The sequence below is a fragment of the Corynebacterium sp. NML130628 genome (genome assembly GCF_001875665.1).
In the GTDB taxonomy this organism is placed as follows: Bacteria; Actinomycetota; Actinomycetes; order Mycobacteriales; family Mycobacteriaceae; genus Corynebacterium.
Genome location: NZ_MLAL01000011.1, coordinates 23,249 through 44,194, shown reverse-complemented (window position 1 = coordinate 44,194; position 20,946 = coordinate 23,249). Strand labels below are relative to the sequence as shown.

The following is a 20,946-nucleotide window of genomic DNA, read 5'->3' as shown; positions in this document are numbered from 1 at the left end:
TATATTCAATTGAATGATACAGTATTTTATGGTTGGCGTTCGTCCACGCGCCAAATTGCGAGCGCGTACGCCATCGTGAGAGTGACGTCAATACGCTTATCGACGCCCTCGCCCGGCAACGCAGCGAGCATCCTCTCTGCGACCTTATCCCCATACTGCGCCCTCGCGCGCTCGGCCTCGTGGGCGACATCGCGGGGTTCGTATTTCCGGGATCTCACACGCGTCTGGTAGCGCAGTTGCGGCAGGTAACCTTGGGATATTAACCAGTCGACGTGCAGCGATCCACCGAAGGGTTTCGCTGCGACGCCCGCATCGCGCAATGCCTGCTCAAGCAGACTCGTACTGCGGTACGTCGGCTTATTGACGACACACCACCGCGACGACAACCGCATCAGCGCAGCAACGTCATCAATGGTGTTAACGCCCGGGCTCCTATTCGCAATCACCGCGGAAAACGTACGGCCCGTGAGCGCTTCGGGGATTCCAGCTGACCAGTCGTGTGTGTAAAAGGTGAGGTTTTTCGACGTCGGCGTGGCTGCAATCATCGCCGGCGAAATATCGAACCCGTAGCCTTCAGCGATGTGCGGCGCCATCTTGTCGAGGTGCCACCCCGGCCCGCAGCCAATGTCCAGCACCGTGGAATCCGGGGTGAGTACTTCAAATTCCTCCAGCACTTCGAGGAGCAGGTCGGGTCCTTCTTCTAGGTTGCGTGCCCAAGTCGGGGCCTGATCATTCCAATATTCGATTGACATATTAACTACCGTAGCGGAAACGCAAACTCGACTTAGGCTTCCGACCTGCGATTGTTTGAATAGAGGTGCCTAATCGTCCAAGGTTTCGGTGTTTCGGAGAAACCTTGGACGATTAGGCAGCTGTATTCGGCTTGTGGTGCAGGTCCAATTCTGTTCACAAAATCCCGAGCACGCTTTTCAATACACCTTCCACCCCCGAAAACACGGAACCAAAGCAGCTGCAGCCTACCCCAACAGCGCGTTGTCAATCAGCCGCACTCCGTCCACCGTCGCCGCAACCAGTGCCAGGCCGGGCCCGGGCGTCGGCTGCAGCGAATCCGGATCAACGACCACCAGGTAGTCCAGCGTCACGCCCTCCGAAGCCGCGAGCTCCGCACGCACCGCGTCCACGTCCAACGCGCCCGCGTCGACCTGATCCTGCAGCGTCCGCAGCGAACGCGACAGCGCCAGCGCCTGCGAGCGCCCCGCCCCGGAGAGGCGCACGTTGCGGGAAGACTGCGCCAGCCCGTCCTTGGCGCGCGCGATGGGCAGGGTGCGGATCTCCACGTCGTGGTTCAGGTCGCGAACCATTCGGCGGAGCACCGCCACCTGCTGGGCGTCCTTCTGGCCGAAGTAGGCGAAGTCCGGTTGGGCCAGGTTAAACAGTTTGTTGACGACGGTCGCTACGCCGTCGAAGTGTCCCGGCCGGGACGCGCCTTCCAGGACTGTGCCCATTTCGCCGGTGCGGACCCAGATCTGCGGTACGCCGCCGGGGTACATTTCTTCGACGCTGGGCGCGAATACGATGTCGACGCCGCGCTCCTCGCAAAACGTTGAGTCGGCCTCAATGTCGCGGTGGTAGTTGCGGTAGTCGTCGCAGTCGCCGAGGTTGTCGAACTGCAATGGGTTGAGGAACACGCTGGTGATAAGCGTGTCGACCTCACGCCGAGCACGCTCGATGAGCGTGCCGTGCCCGGAGTGCAGTGCGCCCATCGTCGGCACCAGTCCGATGGTCCCGGTCGCTGCGGCTCGTGCCGCGCGGAGTTCTTCAACAGTGGTAATGATTTTCATGGCTAGTCCTCAAACGATTCTGCTGCTGCGGGGAAGTCTCCCTTTTCGACGTCCTCCCGGTACCTTCGCGCCCCGTCCAACAACTGCGCTCCCAGGTCCGCGTACTGACGCACAAACCGTGGCGTTTTTCCGCCGGCGCGGAACCCGAACGCGTCTTGCCACACCAGGATTTGCCCGTCGGTACCGTTGCCTGCACCGATGCCGATGGTGGGGATGGGAACCTCCTGGGTCACCCGCGTCGCGATTTCGGAGGGCACCATCTCCAGCACGACCGCGAAGGCGCCCGCGTTTGCGACGGCGGTGGCGTCCTCAAGCAACTGCTGGGCTGCGTCGCCGCGCCCCTGGACGACGTAGCCGCCGAGTGCGTGCTCGGATTGTGGCGTGAACCCGACGTGCGCGCAGACGGGAATGCCGGCGTCGACAAGCGTTCTGATGGTCGGTGCGACCTCGGTGCCGCCCTCCAGCTTCACTGCCTGCGCCCCAGTCTCCTTCATGACGCGCACCGCCGTGGCGAGCGCCTGCGCCGGCGACTCCTCATACGTGCCGAACGGCAAGTCAACCACCACGAACGTGCGCTGCGTCGAGCGGACGACGGCGGAGGCGAACGTAATCATCTCGTCGAGCGTGATCGGCAGGGTAGTGGTGTGGCCGAGCACCACGTTGGCCGCCGAATCCCCGACGAGCAGAAAGTCGATGCCGGCCTCGTCGAAGATCTGGGCGGTCATGGTGTCGTAGCTGGTCAGAGCCGTAAACTTGCGGCCCTCAGCCTTGGCCTGGGCGAAGTAACGAGTACGAAGGCGTTTCATAACGCCCTATATTAGGACGCTGTGTGGCGGTTTGTTGGCGGTTATTGAAAACCGGGTGTCCACCATGGTGTACACAAAACCCTTTACAATCGCGCGAAATGCACTAGGTTGTGTAGAAACACTTTTAAAAAACGGGGGGACACTTTGCGCACCTATACCTTGGCACCACTGCTCGCCGCCACACTACTCGCTGGCTGTTCCAGCACTACCCTTATCGACGCCCCCTCCGCCACAACCAACGCCCCTCCCTCGGACTCCTCGGTTTCTGCTGGTCAAAGAGCCTTTGTCTTCGAGTCCGGCACCGTCCCCATCGGCGACTTCGACCCATTCACGCTCGCACCCGAGGACTACTTCGACCCCTGCAACGACATCACCGAGGACGAATTCCGCCGCGCGGGCTTCACTGGCGAAATCAAACGGAGTACGGACGGGGAGATCGACTCGCCGCATGGGACTTCGGTTTGTATGTTTAAAGATTTGGACTCTAATTGGATAACAGGTCTAGCTAGTGTCGATGCCAATCGAAACATGGTTGAAGAAATGCAGCCAAGCTCTAGTGAATATGGGTCTGATGTCTTGCCTAGCTTGTATGTCTACAGAAATGGCGATCAAGTCACCGCGAGCAATCCTTGCGTTGCCCAGATCGACACGATTTATGGGGGAATAGGCGTATTCGTCCAAACACCAAACGATGGCGATGGGTTTGAGATTCTCTGCCCTGCGGCCGTTGAAAAGCTTGAATCGCTGTTCTTAATTAATAACGAATAAATGGGGGAAACTATGGTCCGTATAAACATTGAGGTAGAAGACGTAAACAAGGCGATCGCCGACCTTCTTGATTTAGGGGAACAATCTGATTTTGTATCAGGTGCTTTTGGTGTAAAGAGTCTTTCCACCTTCTCCGCCGTCTCCGGCCTCCGCGAGGCAGGGGAGAAGCACGGGGCGATCTACTCGGAGCATGCTCCGCTTGCGACGGACGCGTTCACGGGGAATGTGAAGTCGTCGGCAAAGGTGCTGAAGGTCTGTCTGGACAATACGGTGATGGCGGATGATTCGATCGCGGGGATTGTGAACGCGGTCGGGCTCAGCGCAACGCCTGGGCTGAGTGGGTTGGGTTCCAATCTTGGGATGTCGTCGGCGGCGGCTGTCGCGAAAAGTTACAAGACGCAGCCGTTCAATAACAGTTCGGTGTATGCGTCGACGGATAGCAGTTTTGAGTCGCTGGTGAGCAACATCCTGAGCACGAACACCGCCGTGCCGTCCGGGTTGGCGTCGAATTGGACGTCGAACGCGCAGCGTATCTACGAGATGGTGGAGACCATCGGCCCAGCCATTGCGTCCCTGGAATCTTCGTCTGAGACCGAATTCGTCGCCCGGACGATTGCGCGTCTCCAGCTGATTCAGGCGGCGGGTTCCGAGTACGCGGCCAACTCGGCGGCGCTTGCCGGGAATAATACGGGGTTGGCGGCGCTGGCGTCGTCGTCGCAACTGATGGCGGCGGCAGCTCAGGCTGCTGCGCTGGCGGCTGAGGCCGTGTCCCCGGCCGCGGTGAAAGCTGTGAAGGAGGCCTTCGTCAGTTCGTATCCGTCGTACGCCAATTCGTACCTTCCTGCGACGGACCCCACGTTCGCCAAGCTGCTGCCGGACCTCGCCGACGTCACCGGTTCCGACTTCTCCATTGGTGGCCCACCTGCGCCGACCGCTCCCGCGTTTGCGGACGCGCCAATGCCGACGGGGCTCGCCAGTATCTTTGCCAACAATGGCTACACGGATCTCGCGAACGCGCGTGGCCCGCAGGATGTGCTGCAGCAGTTCGGGAAGCCGAACCCGGACATGCTCAACGCCATCGCGTCCGGCGCTACCCCGACTCAGGTCGCTTCGGCGCAAGCCCCGACGCTTCCTCCACCGGGCGCGCTGCACGCCCCGGCAGCGAATGTCGCGCCGGGTGCTGGTCTCCATGGCGGTCTCGCTTCCGGTGCAGGTGGGCTCGGTGGCGCGGCGACAAACGCCGCCTCCACAGCAGGCCCCGGTGTAGGCGCAGGCCAAGGCGCATTCGGCGGCATGCCGATGGGTGGCGCAGGCGGTGGTGGCCGCCATCGCGCCGGGTCGCTGCACCAGCAGGCGCCAGGCTTTGGCTCCTCAGCAGGCGCAGGATCAGGCTCACCCTCAGCCGCAGGCTTCGGCTCCAACGCTGGGCTCGCCGGTGGTGGCGCGGGAGGCTTCGCCGGACGGCCAGGCGCCGGGTCCACAGGTAGCTTCGGCGGCCAGACCAGTGCAGCGAGCGCCGCAGGCTCTGCCACCGGCAACACTGCAGGTCAACAGGGGCAACGCGGCGGCTTCATGGGGGCGCCAATGTCGCAGGGGCGCGGCAAGGATGACAAGAAGCAGCGTCCGAAGGCGGTCACCAGCGCCGTCGAAAGGGAGGGCAACATCCACGCCCTGCTTGGCGACGCCCCCTTAGTCAACCCCGGCGTCATCGGCTTCAACGTGCGTGGTCGGTAGGCAGTCCAGCGCGCTGGCGTAGTTCGGTGGCACGCTCGGGGCGTGGCCGCAGCCGCCAGATGTGCGCGCTCACCGCGGTGCTGATCGCGGCGAGCAGTACCGCCACCGGCCACAGCCCAACTACCGCAATCACCACCCATATGGAGGCGCCCATCCCCAACCACAGCAGCCCCAGAATCCGCAGCTTCTGCGCCCGCGTCAGCTGGCCTGAGTAGTAGTCAATAATGAACGGCCCGAACGTGTCGTGGCGCAGGAGGTAGCGCTCCAACCTTGGCGAGCTCCTCGTAAAGCACACCAGCGCAAGCAGCAGAAACGGCGTCGTGGGCAGGATCGGCACCCACACGCCGACCGCGCCCAGGCTCAGCGCCACCAGCCCCACAATCATGTACACGTACCGCATCGTCGCCACATTCTAGCCCGAACATGCAACAATAGTTGTATGACTGCCTGCACTATCCTGTACGCCTCGTTCTACGGCTCCACCAAGGAATATGCCGATGAGCTGGCGAAACGCCTCGGCACCAGCGCCAAGCCAATCCCCGATGCCGACTTCACCCCCGAAGGCCCCATCGTGGTCCTCGCCCCAATCCACGGCCCGAACAACCCCGGCGCCAGCTTCATCCGCAAGGTCCCAGCCCCACTTTTCGACGCCCACTCCGTCTCCCTCGTCACCGTCGGCATGAGCCTGGACGAAGTGGCCGTCGATAAGGACTTTTCTGCCAAACTTTTGGGCAGCCGCGCGGACAGTGTGACGCGCTTCTATCTGCCCGGGCGCATGAACTACTCCGAGCTGTCGGCTGCCCACGCCGCGACGATGGCGGGCGTCGTCGGTGCCCTGCGACTCAAACCGCGCAAGTCAGCGAACGACCGCATGATGATCGACACCTACAACAAGGACGTCGACCGCGTCGACCTCACCCGCCTCGCCCCCGTCGAGGACTGGGTGCGCGAACGCATGTAGCCCAGCAGGAAAACCTGCCGGGCTACAAGACTGCAGAATGCGCAGCGCTGATTACTTGAAGTACGTGTTCAGGAAGTTCAGCACTGGCGCTGGCAGCATGTGGCGGAACTCAGGCGAGAACGCCGCACCGAGCGCCGCGATGCCAAGGAGTGCAGGCACAATGACCGACAGCCAGTACGCTGCCGCGCGACCCTCGTGCGGTTCGACCACGGAGGACAGAGAGTTGATGGCGTTGGTGGAGTAGTTCTGGCCGTCCGCGCAGGCCTTGAAGGCGTTGTAGGCCTCGCCCCAGTAGAAGTCGTTCAACGTTGAATCGGCAGTCCCACGGAGGAATGCGGCATGATTATCGTTAACCTTCCTCTCGTCGAATGCGATTAGCTCCTGCTTTGCTTTGTCTCGTGATACATTTTCGATGGTCTCGCGAGAATTTGTGATTTTGCACGTGTTGCCAGTTACGACAGTAGTGATCCAAAAGCACCATCGCTGCTCTTGCCTTCCGCGGCACCAGCCGACGGGACTGCCAGGCCGAGTGCCATGGTTGCAGCTACGGCTGCGGTTGCGAACTTCTTCACAGTGAGATCTCCTTCAGTTGACAGGAAGAAATAAGGATTACGTTGATTTAAGCCCCCCCCCCCTCATCATTTGTCAATTCTCGTTTGTCAGCTCCTCAAGAGGATCGCTTCCCGTCGACCTCTTCCGGTCGACCAGCGCAGGTCACGGCATTTTTCGGCTTTTCGACGCCAATTCCCCCATCTTGCGCTGACCTGTATTGGTCAACGCTAAGACGTCGACCGGAGCAGGTCGACGGGAGCAGGTCGACCGGAACGCCCCGCCAGCGAACAGGCCGACAGCCGAGCCGCACGCAAATCTGTTCACAAAATCTCTAGCGCCGTTCCGATGACACATCCCACCCCATCGGCAAGCCCCACCGACAAACCCAACCCGCCACACCCCCTATCCCTTGACAATTCTCGTTTGCCAGCCCAAGAGAAGCGCTCCCGTCGACCTCTTCCGATCGACCAACGCAGGTCACGGTGCGCTCACGTTGGGGTCTACACCAGACCAGCTACATTCGGGAGCAACTTCGAAGTTGCTTTGCACAAGGTCAAGGTCGGTAATTCAGTCACGTAAACAATCGCCACGAGCTTCGTGAGTGGGATGGAAGCGGTTTTGTCAGTGTCCGTTTGTGGCAGTATCTCTGGTATGAAATCAGCCACGAGGGACACGATTGTGGGTGCGCTGGGGGACGCTCGGATGGCCCCATATCTTGCTGCTGCGGGAGGGAATAAGAAGAGAGCTCTTGCGCTGTATCGGTGGAGCGTCGAATTGGGGACATCAGTTCAACAAACGTTGGGTCTCACAGAGGTTCTTGTTCGTAATGCGATGAATGACCGATTGCAGGATTGGAACCGGAGGGAAACTGGAAATGCTAGTTGGCTTCTCGCAGAGCCTGCTTCTCCGCTCCGAAGCCTTACGCAAGGTAAGCGACGAGAGGCGTTGAGGCGTGCACGGAAGTATGCAGCCCAACGTTCTTTGACTCATCCTCGCTATGGAGCCGAGATTACGCATGACGACGTTTTGGCGAACACCATGTTCGGGATGTGGAAAGATATTCTCCCTAACCATGCCCCAGATGCTGAGCCCGAGAAGAGGGAAAATAAGAACCGCGCCCGGATGTGGGCCGAAGCGCTAGAGGCTGCGTTTCCGTATGTGGAAGATCCCGATGGTCATACAACGTATTGGAGAGTGGTGCACTTGCAACTGCTGCGTAATCGGGTGTCGCACATGGATAGCTTGCTTAACGTTGATGTTTTCGACGTTCTCAACGATGCGTTTTCACTGGTTGGAAGCATAGATCCAGTTCTTGAACAGTGGCTTACGGGCACGAGTACCGTCAGGAAAATTTACAGGTTGCGTCCTGAGTAAAAAAGAAAGCCCTACAGGCGCAATTTGTCCTGTAGAGCTTTCTCTACTCATAGCGAGGGACCTTGTCCTCACTTTCTCCTGTTTCATAATACCCCTGGAAGAGTTCAATGCAAGCTGTCTCTAAGCCAAGGCAGCGACAGGAGGGGGTTTCTCCCCATCTGCCCTTTCTAAAGCGCAGGGCCCGAAACAGGTTGAGCTTCCCGTCGACCTCTTCCGGTCGACCAACGCAGGTCACGGCATTTTTCGGCTTTTCGACGCCAAAATCCCGATTTCGCGCTGACCTGCATTGGTCGACGCTAAGAGGTCGACCGGAGCAGGTCGACCGGAACGCCCCGTCGGTGGGCAGGCCGACAGCCGAGCCGCACGCAATTCTGTTCACAAAATCTCTAGCGCCGTTCAGATGACACATACCACCCCACCGACAAACCCAACCCGCCACACCCCACGGCCGCGCAGCACCCACTACACTGTGTATCCATGACTAACGCGAGCGAATCCCCAGCGCACCGTTACGGTGCTGGCCTGGCTAATCAGATTGAGCAGAAGTGGCAGACGTTCTGGAAGGACAACGGCACGTTTAACGCGCCGAACCCGGTCGGCGACCTCGCTACGGGCGACAAGTTGCCCGAGGACAAACTGAATGTGCAGGACATGTTCCCGTACCCGTCGGGGGCGGGGCTGCATGTGGGCCACCCGCTTGGCTACATCGCGACGGACGTGTTTGCCCGCTACAACCGCATGCTGGGCAAGAATGTGCTGCATACGTTGGGCTATGACGCGTTTGGTCTTCCGGCGGAGCAGTACGCGATTCAGACGGGTACGCATCCGCGTACCACGACTGAGTCGAATATCCAGAATATGAAGCGTCAGCTGGGCCAGTTGGGTCTAGGGCATGATCCGCGTCGTTCGGTGGCGACGACGGACCCGGAGTTTTACCGTTGGACGCAGTGGATTTTCCTGCAGATTTATAACGCCTGGTTTGATGAGGAGCTGCAGAAAGCACGTCCGATTGAGGAGTTGGTGCGTGACTTGCTCACTGGCGCGCGTCTGACGATGGATGGGCGTAATTTCCGTGATTTGACGCATGCGGAGAAGCACAAGGCGATTGATGAGTTCCGCTTGGTCTACCTGTCCGATTCGATGGTGAACTGGTGCCCTGGCCTGGGTACGGTGCTGGCGAATGAGGAGGTGACGGCGGAGGGCCGTTCGGAGCGTGGGAATTTCCCGGTGTTCCGGAAGCGGCTGCGTCAGTGGATGATGCGTATTACTGACTATTCGGATCGTCTGCTCGATGACCTTGACTTGTTGGATTGGCCGGAGAAGGTCAAGGCGATGCAGCGTAATTGGATTGGTCGTTCGCGTGGTGCGCAGGTGGCGTTCGCGTCGGAGGCGGGCCCGCTCGAGGTGTTCACGACGCGCCCGGATACGCTGTTCGGCGCGACCTACATGGTGCTTGCGCCTGAGCACCCGCTTGTTGACGCCCTCATCGCCGATGCCTTCCCGGCCGACACGGATGAGCGTTGGATGAATGGGGCGGAGTCGCCGAAGGTGGCCGTCGAGAAGTATAGGGCGGCGATTGCTGCCAAGAGTGACTTGGAGCGCCAGGAGAATAAGGAGAAGACTGGCGTGTTCTTGGGTTCGTTTGCGACGAACCCGGTGAGCGGCGAGCAGGTCCCGATCTTTATTGCTGATTATGTGCTGACGGGCTACGGCACGGGCGCGATTATGGCGGTGCCTGCGCACGATGAGCGCGACTACGAGTTCGCGACCGTTTTTGGTCTGCCGATCGTGCCGGTGCTCGACGGCGACGTCTCCGAGGAAGCGTTCACCGGCGACGCGCCGCACATTAATTCTGCGAACGAGCAAGGCCTGGACCTCAACGGCCTGGGCAAGGACGAGGGTATCGCGAAGGCGATCGAGTGGCTGGCCGCCAACGGTGCTGGTGAGGAGAAGATCCAGTACAAGCTTCGCGACTGGCTCTTTGCCCGCCAGCGCTACTGGGGCGAGCCGTTCCCAATCGTGTACGACGAAAATGGCCAGGCGCATGGCCTGCCGGAGGACATGCTGCCGGTGGAGTTGCCGCAGGTGGAGGACTACAATCCGGTGTCCTTCGACCCGGAGGACGCGGATTCTGAGCCGGCGCCGCCGCTGGCGAAGGCCACCGACTGGGTCGAGGTGGAACTCGACCTTGGGGAGGGCACGAAGAAGTACTGGCGCGATACGAACGTGATGCCGCAGTGGGCGGGTTCGTCGTGGTACCAGCTGCGCTACATCGACCCGACGAACGAGGACGCGTTCTGCGACATCGAGAACGAGCGCTACTGGACCGGCCCCCGCAGCGAGAACGATCCGGGCGGCGTGGACCTCTACGTCGGCGGTGTGGAGCACGCGGTGCTGCACCTGCTCTACGCCCGTTTCTGGCACAAGGTGCTCTATGACCTGGGCTTTGTGTCCTCGAAGGAGCCGTACCGTCGCCTGTTTAACCAGGGCTACATCCAGGCGTACGCTTACACGGATTCGCGTGGCGTGTACGTCCCGGCCGCCGAGGTGGAGGAGAAGGACGGCAAGTTCTACCGCGACGGCGAGGAGGTCAACCGCGAGTACGGCAAGATGGGTAAGTCCCTGAAGAACGCCGTCGCGCCGGATGACATCTGCCGCGATTACGGTGCGGATACCCTGCGCGTCTACGAGATGTCGATGGGCCCGCTGGACACGTCGCGCCCGTGGGCGACGAAGGACGTCGTCGGCGCGCACCGTTTCCTGCAGCGCCTGTGGCGCCTGGTTGTGGACGAGGAGTCCGGCGAGGTCACCGTCACCGACGTGGTGCTCACCGAGGATGACAACAAGCAGCTGCACCGCACCATCGCCGGTGTCCGCGATGATTACGAGCACCTGCGGGACAACACGGTCGTCGCGAAGCTGATTGAGTTCACGAACTACCTGACCAAGACGTACCCGTCGGGCGCACCGCGCGCGGCGGTCACTCCGCTGGTGCAGATGGTTGCGCCGCTCGCCCCGCACATCGCCGAAGAGCTGTGGGCAAAACTCGGCCACGCCGACACCATCACGTTCGAGCCGTTCCCGACCTTCGAGGAATCATTCCTTGTCGACGCCACCATCGAACTACCCGTCCAGATCAACGGCAAGGTGAAGGCCCGGATCAACGTCCCGACGGACGCCTCCAAGGAAGACACCGAGGCGGTTGCGCTGGCGGATGCGCGCGTCAAGGAGCTGACCGAAGGCAAGAACGTGGTCAAGGTGATTGTGGTGCCGGGCCGGATGGTGAACCTGGTCGTTAAGTAAACGTTCAGGAAACGTGTAGAAGTCGCGGAGCGTTGCCGTGTAGGGTTGGCAGCATGACTGAACCAAATACACCAGAAAACGATCCGCAAAACCCAGGTGGGATCCCGTCCTACCCGGAGTACGGCGCGTCGCCTTACGGCCAGCCCTCGGGCCAGTCCTACGGGGAGCAGCTTTCTGAGGGGCAGGCCGATTTCGGTGCGTTTGACGTCAACTCGGCCGCGCAGGCGTCCGGGCAGAGTGCGTTGCGCTACCATGGCGCCCAGCTCGCCGTCCCGACGAGCCCCGCAGCAGCGATGCTCGCGAACGACGACGGCTTCGTTGGCATCACGCCCGCCCAGTACGGCGACGGCGTCACCCCGCACCCGATCAGTAACCCGGCCCTGAACGGTGTCGCGCACCAGCTGGGTACCGGGAAGCTGTCCGTCGGTGCTGCGCTGAAGTACGGTTTCAAAACCGCCTACGCCAACCCGGGCACCTGGCTGGTGCTCGCGTTCGTGTACGCGTTGCTGAACACCATCGGCGGCGTCTTCCAGAGCGACGGCGTAAGCGCCCTGGGCGCACTCGTCCTGTTCTTTGCTGCTCCACTGTTCATCGCGGCCGCGCTGCAGCAGACCCTGGTCGGCTCGAAACAGTTCGTCCTGAAGGACATCAAGTCGGCCGCGTACGGCAAGACGCTTGGGATGACGGTGGTCGTCGGCATCATCACGTCCCTGATCCTCTTCGTGCTCATGGCCATCGGTCTTGTCGCTGGCTTTGCCGGCGCAGACCCCGAGGCACTCCTAAATGCCTCGGGCGGTGACCTGAGCGCCATCGACCCATCCGCGTTTGCCACCCTCTTCGTCGGGATGGGCATCGCGGTGCTGATCATGCTGTTTATTTCGCCGTTCTTCATCTTCCAGTCGTTCTACGCGGCTGACAACAATGGCACCTTCGGCGATGCCTTCAAGGCCGGATTCGCCTCAGCGAAGCGCAACTACGGTTCCCTGCTCGGCCTGATGATCGTCTGCGGCATCCTGATGAGCACCATCTCCGGTGGCGGCGCCGCCACCGGCGTGGCCGCTTTTGTCTCGCTGGTGCTGGGCACGCTGCTGACCGCCCCAGCCCTCCTGGCGATGGTGTACGCCTACCGCCAGGTCTCCGGCGGCCCCGTCCCTCATGAGGTAGCCGTTGCCTAAACGCAGCACCTACTACACGGCCGTGGCACTGACCGCCGCGGCCGTGCTCTTTTTTACCGTCGGCAAGGCGTACGTCGGTCTGCCCGGTGTGTGGGAAGCAACCTCTCATGAGGTCCGCCACCTGCGCCTCATCCCCTTCGGCTCCTTCATCTACTACCGCGTCTGGTGGGGGCCGTGGCTCAACCTGATCGGCAACATCGTCCTGTTCCTTCCCGTCGGTTACTTGGCCCGCCTCCGGCTCGGCACGGTGTGGAAGGCCACCCTGGTGTCGATGGTGGCGTCACTAAGCATTGAAGCAGCCCAGTACGCGCTCGCCGCAGGCTACTCAGATATCGACGACTTCCTCATCAACACCGCCGGCGGTGCCCTGGGCGCTACACTTGCCCACATGCCCAGCTTCACCCGCGCCATCTTCCCCGACGGCAACGAGCCCGACGCCCGCTTCACCCTCGCCAACGAACGAACCTTCCTCGCCTGGACCCGTACGGCCCTCGCGTTCCTCGCCGGCGGCATCGCCCTCGGCGCCTTTGACGTCACCGGCATCCCACCCGGCACCCAAACCTTCGCCGCAGCCACCGTCATCGTGATCGGCATGGCGATCGCTGCCGGCGCCGCCATCCGCTGGGTCCGCGTCGAGCGAGCACTGCGCCACGGCCGCCCCCTGCCCGCCCCCGCGATCGCGCCACTCCTCGGCGTCGGAATCCTCGTGGCCTCCCTTGTTGTGCTGGTGGGGCTGCTTTCGTGACCATCCCAGTCCCCGACCCGGGCCTCCAGCCCGAGCGCACCGCCCTGAGCTGGACCCGCACCGCCCTGGCCATGCTCGTCTGCTCGATGGTGCTCCTGCGCTGGTCACACGCCTACCCGGTGCCCGTCTTCGGCGCCGTCGGTCTGCTGCTCACGCTGGCGACAGTGCTCATCGCCAGATATCGACGCCTCTACCGCACCGAAGCCCACAACCTCGCCCAGGAACGCTCCCAGCCAAACACAGTCTCCGTCTTCGCTATGGCCTCTGCCCTGGTGGGCTTGGGTGGGCTGGGCCTGTGGCTGGTCCTCGTGAATTAGGCGTGCGCATTAGGGGTGCGCACCTTTTTCCTACCCGAGCAGCGCGCGACCTGGGGAAACGCGCCGACCCGCGCGCGAAAACAAGGAATTTGGTGCTGTCTGGCTCGGCGCAGTGACAAAGCACGCAGCTAGGAAAACCTAGCCCTTTTTCTACCGGTGCATATGAACATCTAGCCCAAAGGCGGGTGTGCATTTTTTCACCCGGTCCTGCCGGATTGCAGGTCCACAGGCGGATTCTAGGCCCATCTCAGCGACGTGCTGTCCCAGTTGAGCTCTGGCCGATCTAAGCTTTCGTCGAGTATCGGGTCGAGGAGTAGCCCGGCGACGCGCAACGCTTCATCAAGCTCGAAGAACTCTTGTCGTATGTCGTTGCCAAACTTCTTTGCAGCGATTGGGTACTGAGTTTCCCATGTTGCGTCGGGAATGCAGAGGTGCTTTGGAAGATATATGCCGCGAATGTGGCGTTGTGAATCTAAGGCTCTTTGGAGCTCACCAGCGTTCAGCACTGTTGATGAGGGAAGCTCAGAAGCTATTAGAGCTACGTCGTAGAGATCGTGGTAGCGTGTCGAAGCTTTACCTGGTGGCGTGTCGCCATGACGCTCGAACATAGCGCAAACTTTGTCAGCGACTTGGTTCGCAATGGGGTAGGAAGCGACCTTGAAGTGCCCGGGAAGGTACGGAGTGTTGACATTGTAGCTGGAGGTAACGGTGAGTGACTCCACATTGCTTGTCACTTCGAGGTCGCCACTGACGTCGATGGAAAAAGCGAGGAATCGATTCGTACCACCGAGACCGTGCATGACTGCAACCTGGAGCCGCTTGCTATCGATCGTGCCGGCGCGTTCTGTTTTCCTACTCTTCGCCACCCGAAACAGATAGGGGCCGACCCGGTGGTTGTCCATGGTAGAGATGAGGACGTCGGTTGCTTCAAGCGCTGAAGTAGGGTCGTACTGCCGATATAGATCGAGGTCTTTAGTTTGCCGCGCGCCTGGTATCCGGCAGTAAATATTCGTGCCTCCCTTGAGCACCCACCCGTCATGTAGTCGCATTAGTTCATGTAGGAATACCTCGCGGAAGAACTGGTTGTATACATCATTGGTGTTCGTCCCGAGATGCTTCGCTGTTTCTCGTAACGCTGAGGCGATCTGACCGTGTCTCGTCTTTTGCGGTGGGCGTTGTGGCATGAGGGTCTCCTAGGGGTCTTTGAATGACGTGATTGACTGCGGTTACGTAATCGGTTTGCATCTTCTTCAGCATGTCTTCAACGGGGGAGTTGCCGAGCATCGATTCGAAAGCCTTGTTGAGTACTTCGGAATGCACGGAAACCCTTCGAGTGAGTTCGTCCATCTGTTGAAAGATGGGGTGCAGCGACTTTTCGACGGCCTCCTCGACGTACTCCTGCGGATCGTCCTTTGGGAAGCAGTCCTTCCAGAGTTCTTGTAGGTCCTGTTGGTTTCCCTTTGTAGCACCGAGCAACGCTTCGCGGCCCGAGAAGGCTGCCAAAAGCTCCTGTTCTTGCACTAATTTTCTCGCTCCTGCATCAGCGATCAGATCAAGTAAATGGTCTGGTTCGTGACCATCTCGGGCTAAGTCGACAATGGTGCGGGCCGCTGTGGTGACGGGGAGGCTGTGTTCGGGGTGAAGAGTCCATTCGTGATCTTTGAGCTGATCACGATGAAACTGCACTTCTGGTTGTCTGCTTTGACGCCGTTTGCTGATGGTGAAGTGAACCCCATCCGGCCAGAGGTCGCCAATTCCCCAAAGCTCCGCCGCGGTCGTGTGAGAGATGACTGCTTCAGATGCCAGAGCGGGATCATGAATCCGATCTGCCGCCATCTGTTCGGGCTGCAACGCAAGCCATTGTGCTTTGACCTCTAGTGCTGGACTTATTGTGGTGCCGATAGTTGCGTACACTCCGTGCCGAATGCGGACCAGGCTACCTTTCTGTCCTAGGCGGGAGAGTGTCAGTGGCGTGACACCTTCGTTGCTCGCTTGTTTGGCCGTGCATAAACCCCACTGCTGGGATGCGATGTCCCCGATGATTTCAAGCGATTCAGCGTTGCTCATGCTTCAATATTTACCATAAATGATAATTTCGAAGCCTCTTAAGGGTTTTGTGTACTGCAAAAATATCAAACTAGGTTCACTCACTCTCTTTTCCGAGCGAGATGCGCACCTTTTTCCTAACCGGGGAATCTGCGACCTGGGGAAACGCATCGGGGTCTGCCCGAAAATAAGGAATTTGGTGCCGCCAGATTCGGCGCAGTGACAAATCACGCAACTAGGAAAACCTAGCCCATTCCTGACCAGGCACTATGAACATCTATATCAAATACGAACGACGGGTGCGTCTTTTGTCACTCGACTCCAGTCCTGCGCACCTTTTTCCTGCCCGGGGAATTCACGACCTGGGGAAACGCGCCGACCCGCGCCCGAAAACAAGGAATCTGGTGCGCGTACCCCGCACCGCCCGAGCGCTAGGAGGAAAAGTCGATTGCGATGCACTTCAGCATGTCGTAGCCGTCGCCGTTGAGGCTGAACTCGCCGTCGATTTTCTCGCCGAACCCGAAGGACGCGAGCAGCGTGGTGCCTTCTTTGTAGATGGTTGAGTCGGCGGTGTGGGGGGAGTCAGAGATGAGGTTGAACATGAGCTGGTTCCAGTTTTCGCGGCCGAAGGTCGCGTAGAAGCCGCGTGCGATGTTTTCGGCGAAGTCGAATGGGTTGTCGCCGCCGCTGAGGAGTTCGATGCCTTCGTCGGTGACGGTGTAGCGCCCGGTTTGTTCGGCGCGCATGAATCCGGATTCGACGAAGAAGTTGTGGAGGTGCCTCCGCCAGATGGGGTCGTCGGGCAGGAGGCCGTCCATGAGGTTGTAGAGGTTTTCGGTGATGCCGGTGTAGACGGGGGAGTCGAAGGTTGGGTTGGGCCCGTAGTAGTCTTCGAGGAATTCGCCGATGGCGGCCATGACGGCGGGGTTGCTTTCGGGGTTGGGGTCGATGGCCATGATGTCTTTGAGGTCTTCGCGGTTGGCGAGGTATTCGCGGAGCGCTTCGCGGACTTCTTCGTCTTCTTCGGTTGCGGCGTTGGGGTCCATCATTTGGCGGCTGACCATGGTTTCGACGCTGTAGTAGATGCGGTTCGAGATGCTGACGGGGTCCGCTTTGGTGAGCCTGTCGACCATGTGGCCGGGGGACATGACGGGCATGGCGGAGAACAGGGTTGGGGTGACGTGCATGTCGGCGGGTTGGCCGGCTGCGAGGCGAACGGCTTCGGTGTAGAGCTCGGTCATCATGGCGGGGCCTTTGAGGTGTTCGATGACGTCGGGGCCGAGCGCAGAGATGAGGACGGGGGTTGGCCCAGCGATGGTGGATGGCCCGAGTACTTGGACGTTGATGTTCCAGTTGGCGCCGGCGTCGTAGATGTAGCTCATTGTTTCGGGCATGTCTTGGACGGTGAGGTCGTTTTCGTCGTATTCGCCGGCGGCTGGTTGTGCAGTGTAGACGCGTTGTTCGCCGTTGATGGTTCCCGAAAACATGTGTGTTGCGGCGCTCGAGAAGCCGAGGGTGGCGTCGATAATGAGTGCGAGTTCCCCCAGGTACATCGAGTGGTCAACATTAATGCATCGTGAAATCTCGGGTCGGGAGTTTTCTACGGTGATTAATAGTGAGATGTTCATGTCGTTCACTCTATAGTTTTGTATCTTTTAGCGCTCGTAAACTACCCAGAATGTGCATCGGGTGACGCAGAGGAGCCAGTGGAGGACGAGGAGGGCGGGCAGCGCGGTGGCGATGATGGTGAGCCATTCGAGGTTCCAGACTTCGGCGAGGTGGTGGCTGCCGACGCTGATGGTGCCGGTGGGGAAGGTGGATGCCCACCAGGAAGGGGAGTAGCGGGCCCAGCGCGCGACGGCGGGGTAGAAGTGCCACATGGCAAACGCGATCATGGGGATTGCGGCGATGAGCAGGACGGTGCCGACGATAAGTTCGGCGTCCTTGCCGAAGAGAAGGTCGACGGCGGAGACGGTTTGCCCGACGACGCCGAGGGGGATCCAGGCCGTCGCGGCGTTCGGCCCACTCAGATCTACTTTTCGACGCCACGCCGCCACATACACCCTGGCAAACAGCGGGTACGCCGCGCCTATCGACGCCACCATGCAGCACACGCCGAGTATCCAGTAGATGTCGCCGCCGCCTTTGACGTGGGTGGTGGCGGCTGTGTTGGATGCCATGATGGGGCCGACAAGGGCGAGCCCCCACGCGAAGTTCGGTGGTCCTTGGAAGCCGCGGAGCTGGTTCGCGTACACGGCGAGGCAGGCGGGCGCCCCGATCCAGAAGCCGACCAGGATGTATGTCAGGTTGTCGGTGAGGTTGGTCCAGGCGGTGCCGAGTGACATGATCCCGATGAAGGTCATGGCCCACGGCGCCATCGTGTCCTGCCGGAAGCGTGGCGTGCGGTAGATGATGAACCCGACGACGAGCATCACCAGGATGGCGACCCCGATGCAGGCCACGACCCACGCCAGGGGGTCGAACCCGCTGATGACCAGCAGCGTTGCTACCAGCGAGGTCCCCATGAGGCTGCCGCCCCACGCCGGGCCCGCGGGCGGCACGCTATAGCTGGTCCTGGTTTTCACACGCGCTCACGCTGCCAGGCGCCGAATCGGAGTGCGCACGCGCACCAGTGGAACAGCAGCAAAAGGAGCAGGCCGAAGGACAGGGTGTGCCAGCCCTCGGTCCAGGAGCCCAGGCACAGGGTGCCCACCGGGAATGTGGAGCCCCACCAGCCCGGCCCGTAGGGCGCCCAGGTGAACACCGCCTGGTAGAAGCAGTACATGCCGAAGAGCACACATGGCACACCGATGGTGAACATGATGATGCCGTAGAGGTGGGCGTCGAAAAGGAAGGTGGAGGCGGCCGTCGACTGGCCGACAACCCCGAGCGGAATCCAGGCCGTGCCTGCCGCCGCGCCGCGCGGGCGTTCGCGACGCCGCCACAGCGACCAGTAGCAGTAGGCGAACAGCGGGATCGCCGGGACGAACGTGAAGAAGAAGCACACAATGCCCGCGTGGTGGTAGAACATGCCGTGCTCGGCGGCGAGCTGCCCACCCGACGTCGCCGCGACCATCGGCGTGACCGGCGCCAGACCCCACGGGAACGCCGGGGTGGTGTAGTGCTCAGAAACCTTCCAGAACCCCCACAGCTGCCACACGCACACCAGGATCGACAGCGGCGCGCCGATCCACCAACTGATCAGCTGGAAGATGTCATTGCCGGTCAGCGCCGTCCACGCCGAGCCGCACGCCAGCAGCCCCATCGTGTACATGCCCCACGCCGACATGTTCTGGTGCCGCGGCAGCTCGTTACGGATGCCCACCGTGAACACCGCCAGCAACACCGCCGCAACCAGGGCAAACCCAATCTGCCCGATGCGGAACCCGTGCAACCCGGACAGTGTAGAGGCGATCGACGTCCCCATCAGGGACCCAGCCCACGCGGGGCCATACTTAGGCAACTGCATGCACCTACGCTAAGCCTGCCGGGCCCGTTTCGCCAATTATGAAACGCGGCCAAACAGCAGCGCTCGGCCGGTTTCCTCCCCCGTATTACGCAGCGTTACCGCCAGGTGCCCCGCCGCAATCCGCCCGACCTGGCCGCGCTCCAAGGCGGTGCCGTCCAGGCGTAGCCCCTCCGACTGGGCCAGCACGTAGTGCTCGTGGCCGCTCTCGACCCACACGGTGACCTGCGCGCCGGGTGCTACCCGCAGCTCCGCGGCCAACGTGCCGTTCGGCCCTGGCTGGTGCCGGCCAGCCAGGCGCCCCGCGTAGACGCGCAGCTTCCCACCCGGCGTGGTGTCCACCGCGCGCAGCGCCACCCACTCTGACGGCTCGCGGTCTGTCAGCGCCCGCAGCGCCTCCGGCACATCGTCGATTGAAGAGATTTCTACAGTTGCACGCATGCGGCTATCCTACCGGCGTGCAGAAACTTTCCGGTGGCCTCCTGTTCGCGCTCGCCCTGCTCACCGCGGCAGGCCCGCTCGGCATCGACATGTACTTACCAGGCATGCCCGAGCTCGCCACCCAATTATCGACGTCCCCCTCCTCCGCCCAACTGACCATCTCAGGGTTCATGCTCGGGATGGCACTCGGCAACCTGGTCTTCGGTGCCATCTCTGACGGCACCGGCCGCAAGCCCGCCATCCTGGTTTCCTCCGCGGTGGCTCTCGCGGCGTCGGTGGCGTGCGCCATCGCCCCCACGATCTCCTTCCTGATCGCCGCCCGATTCCTTCAAGGCCTGGCAGGGGGCTGTGCCGTCGTCGTTACGCGAGCCGTCATTCCGGACATCGCCCACGGTCGCGAGGCCGCCCGCGGCCTGTCAGGCCTCATGGCGATCTCCGGCTTCATGCCCGCGATCGCCCCCGTGCTCGGCGGCCTGATCATCCCCACCTTCACCTGGCGAGGCGTCTTCTGGACCATCGCCGCCGTCAACCTCGCCCAAATCCTCATCGCCTGGCGCTTCGTCCCCGAAACCCTCCCGCCCGCCAAGCGCACCCGCGGCACCCTGCGCACCATCTTCCCCCGCATGGGACGGTGCCGGAGACGCCCGGCCTTCCTCGGCTACATGCTTGCTGCCGGGCTCGGCTTCGGCACCCTGTTCTCCTACATCTCGGCATCCCCGCTGGTCCTGCAGGTCCAACTCGGCGTAACACCTACCACCTTCTCCCTCATCTTCGGCGGCATCGCCCTGTTCATCCCACTGTCGAACTCCATCAACATGCGCCTGGTGAAGACTCACCAACCCCGCACCCTGCTCGTGGTCGCCCTCTCCATCGACATCCTCGCCGGGCTAGTGCTGCTCACTTACAGCCAGCTCGGCCCCAGCCTCACGATGGTCCCCTTCATCGCCATCCTCTCCGCCATGGCTGGGTTCATCATGGCGAACGCCTCCGCGCTCGCCGTCGAGGAGATCCGCGACATCGGGATCGGCGCCGGCACCGGCGCGATGGGCTTCTTCCAGTTCATCATCGGCGGGGTGGTGCCCCCACTGGTGGCGCTCGGGTCCAACCCGACCGCCTCGATGGCCACCGGCATCCTCAGCTGCGCCGGCCTGGCCCTCCTGGGAGTGCTTCTGGGGAGCGCCGCACCACATTCCAGACCCAAAAACATCTAGCACTTTGTTGACCTGCAGGTATCCTGGGGTCGCTTTTCAAAATGCTGGAATTTGGTGCGGAGATTGGGCAGCGAGTGACAATGGACGCAATCCTGTCGGCTGAACGCGGTAAAAGCCCAGGTCGTGAAAAGTGGGTTGCGTCTTTTGTCACTCGGGTCGGCGAGGGTGACACCAAATTCCCTCCCGAAGGGGCCGCGACCTGGGGAAATAACCAGGCATCTTTTCGAACCCAAGGATTTTGGTGC

General features: G+C 61.4%; 20 protein-coding genes. 9 read left to right on the top strand and 11 right to left on the bottom strand.

What is annotated here, in order from left to right; genetic code table 11:
- Positions 1-26: 26 nt before the first annotated feature.
- From BJP07_RS01810 to panB, 3 genes are all read right to left on the bottom strand, one after another.
- Entirely contained in the window at positions 27-752 is a 726-nt protein-coding gene (locus BJP07_RS01810) for a class I SAM-dependent methyltransferase (RefSeq protein WP_071565786.1), read from the bottom strand.
- A gap of 225 nt (positions 753-977) precedes the next feature.
- The gene (gene panC / locus BJP07_RS01805; protein ID WP_071565785.1) at positions 978-1,802 is read right to left on the bottom strand and encodes a pantoate--beta-alanine ligase; all 825 of its coding nucleotides are present in this window, start codon (positions 1,800-1,802) and stop codon (positions 978-980) included.
- A gap of 2 nt (positions 1,803-1,804) precedes the next feature.
- Positions 1,805-2,608: a 3-methyl-2-oxobutanoate hydroxymethyltransferase gene (panB, locus tag BJP07_RS01800; RefSeq protein WP_071565784.1), complete on the bottom strand. Its 804-nt coding sequence runs from the start codon at positions 2,606-2,608 to the stop codon at positions 1,805-1,807.
- Between the two features lie 144 nt (positions 2,609-2,752).
- Here panB and BJP07_RS01795 point away from each other — a divergent pair, with 144 nt between their 5' ends.
- Positions 2,753-3,376 (top strand): DUF3558 family protein, encoded by a 624-nt coding sequence (locus BJP07_RS01795; protein WP_071565783.1) that lies wholly within the window; start codon positions 2,753-2,755, stop codon positions 3,374-3,376.
- A complete protein-coding gene (locus tag BJP07_RS01790; RefSeq protein WP_071565782.1) occupies positions 3,377-5,110 on the top strand; it encodes a hypothetical protein in 1,734 nt (577 codons plus the stop codon).
- On the opposite strand, the gene BJP07_RS01785 is transcribed toward BJP07_RS01790, so the two are convergent.
- Positions 5,091-5,510 (bottom strand): YbaN family protein, encoded by a 420-nt coding sequence (locus tag BJP07_RS01785; protein ID WP_071565781.1) that lies wholly within the window; start codon positions 5,508-5,510, stop codon positions 5,091-5,093. The genes BJP07_RS01790 and BJP07_RS01785 overlap by 20 nt on opposite strands.
- A 39-nt stretch (positions 5,511-5,549) precedes the next feature.
- On the opposite strand from BJP07_RS01785, the gene BJP07_RS01780 reads away from it, so the two are divergent.
- Entirely contained in the window at positions 5,550-6,071 is a 522-nt protein-coding gene (locus BJP07_RS01780) for a flavodoxin domain-containing protein (protein WP_071565780.1), read from the top strand.
- 51 nt (positions 6,072-6,122) lie between these two features.
- Here BJP07_RS01780 and BJP07_RS01775 read toward each other — a convergent pair whose 3' ends face one another.
- On the bottom strand, positions 6,123-6,377 hold the full coding sequence (locus BJP07_RS01775; RefSeq protein ID WP_071565779.1) for a hypothetical protein: 255 nt from the start codon (positions 6,375-6,377) through the stop codon (positions 6,123-6,125).
- 1,293 nt (positions 6,378-7,670) lie between these two features.
- Here BJP07_RS01775 and BJP07_RS11405 point away from each other — a divergent pair.
- The 5 genes from BJP07_RS11405 to BJP07_RS01745 all read left to right on the top strand — a co-directional run bounded on the left by BJP07_RS11405 (position 7,671) and on the right by BJP07_RS01745 (position 13,537).
- Positions 7,671-7,997, top strand: a complete 327-nt coding sequence (locus BJP07_RS11405; protein WP_255365894.1) for a hypothetical protein — start codon at positions 7,671-7,673, stop codon at positions 7,995-7,997.
- Between the two features lie 477 nt (positions 7,998-8,474).
- Entirely contained in the window at positions 8,475-11,300 is a 2,826-nt protein-coding gene (gene leuS, locus BJP07_RS01765; RefSeq protein WP_071565778.1) for a leucine--tRNA ligase, read from the top strand.
- Between the two features lie 53 nt (positions 11,301-11,353).
- Positions 11,354-12,475 carry a hypothetical protein gene (locus BJP07_RS01760; RefSeq protein WP_071565777.1) on the top strand — a complete coding sequence of 374 codons (1,122 nt, stop codon included), beginning with the start codon at positions 11,354-11,356 and terminating at the stop codon, positions 12,473-12,475.
- Positions 12,476-12,497: 22 nt separating this feature from the next.
- The gene (locus tag BJP07_RS11555) at positions 12,498-13,220 is read left to right on the top strand and encodes a VanZ family protein (protein ID WP_369822306.1); all 723 of its coding nucleotides are present in this window, start codon (positions 12,498-12,500) and stop codon (positions 13,218-13,220) included.
- Positions 13,217-13,537, top strand: coding sequence for a DUF202 domain-containing protein (locus BJP07_RS01745; RefSeq protein ID WP_071565776.1), 321 nt, complete (start codon positions 13,217-13,219; stop codon positions 13,535-13,537). Before BJP07_RS11555 ends, BJP07_RS01745 begins: the two co-directional genes overlap by 4 nt.
- Before the next feature lie 236 nt (positions 13,538-13,773).
- Here the strand turns inward: BJP07_RS01745 and BJP07_RS01740 are convergent, their stop codons facing one another.
- The 6 genes from BJP07_RS01740 to BJP07_RS01715 all read right to left on the bottom strand — a co-directional run bounded on the left by BJP07_RS01740 (position 13,774) and on the right by BJP07_RS01715 (position 19,490).
- A complete protein-coding gene (locus BJP07_RS01740; protein ID WP_071565775.1) occupies positions 13,774-14,586 on the bottom strand; it encodes a nucleotidyl transferase AbiEii/AbiGii toxin family protein in 813 nt (270 codons plus the stop codon).
- Positions 14,587-14,629: 43 nt separating this feature from the next.
- Positions 14,630-15,604, bottom strand: coding sequence for a type IV toxin-antitoxin system AbiEi family antitoxin domain-containing protein (locus BJP07_RS01735; RefSeq protein ID WP_071565774.1), 975 nt, complete (start codon positions 15,602-15,604; stop codon positions 14,630-14,632).
- Between the two features lie 410 nt (positions 15,605-16,014).
- Positions 16,015-17,211 carry a hypothetical protein gene (locus BJP07_RS01730; RefSeq protein WP_143109632.1) on the bottom strand — a complete coding sequence of 399 codons (1,197 nt, stop codon included), beginning with the start codon at positions 17,209-17,211 and terminating at the stop codon, positions 16,015-16,017.
- A 27-nt stretch (positions 17,212-17,238) separates the two neighbouring features.
- Positions 17,239-18,168 carry a hypothetical protein gene (locus tag BJP07_RS01725; protein WP_071565772.1) on the bottom strand — a complete coding sequence of 310 codons (930 nt, stop codon included), beginning with the start codon at positions 18,166-18,168 and terminating at the stop codon, positions 17,239-17,241.
- Positions 18,165-19,052, bottom strand: a complete 888-nt coding sequence (locus BJP07_RS01720) for a hypothetical protein (RefSeq protein WP_071565771.1) — start codon at positions 19,050-19,052, stop codon at positions 18,165-18,167. The genes BJP07_RS01725 and BJP07_RS01720 overlap by 4 nt, the downstream gene beginning before the upstream one ends.
- 36 nt (positions 19,053-19,088) lie before the next feature.
- Positions 19,089-19,490 (bottom strand): hypothetical protein, encoded by a 402-nt coding sequence (locus BJP07_RS01715; protein WP_071565770.1) that lies wholly within the window; start codon positions 19,488-19,490, stop codon positions 19,089-19,091.
- A 17-nt stretch (positions 19,491-19,507) separates the two neighbouring features.
- Between BJP07_RS01715 and BJP07_RS01710 the strand changes: the two genes are divergently transcribed.
- Positions 19,508-20,701 carry a multidrug effflux MFS transporter gene (locus BJP07_RS01710; protein ID WP_071565810.1) on the top strand — a complete coding sequence of 398 codons (1,194 nt, stop codon included), beginning with the start codon at positions 19,508-19,510 and terminating at the stop codon, positions 20,699-20,701.
- Positions 20,702-20,946 lie beyond the last annotated feature (245 nt).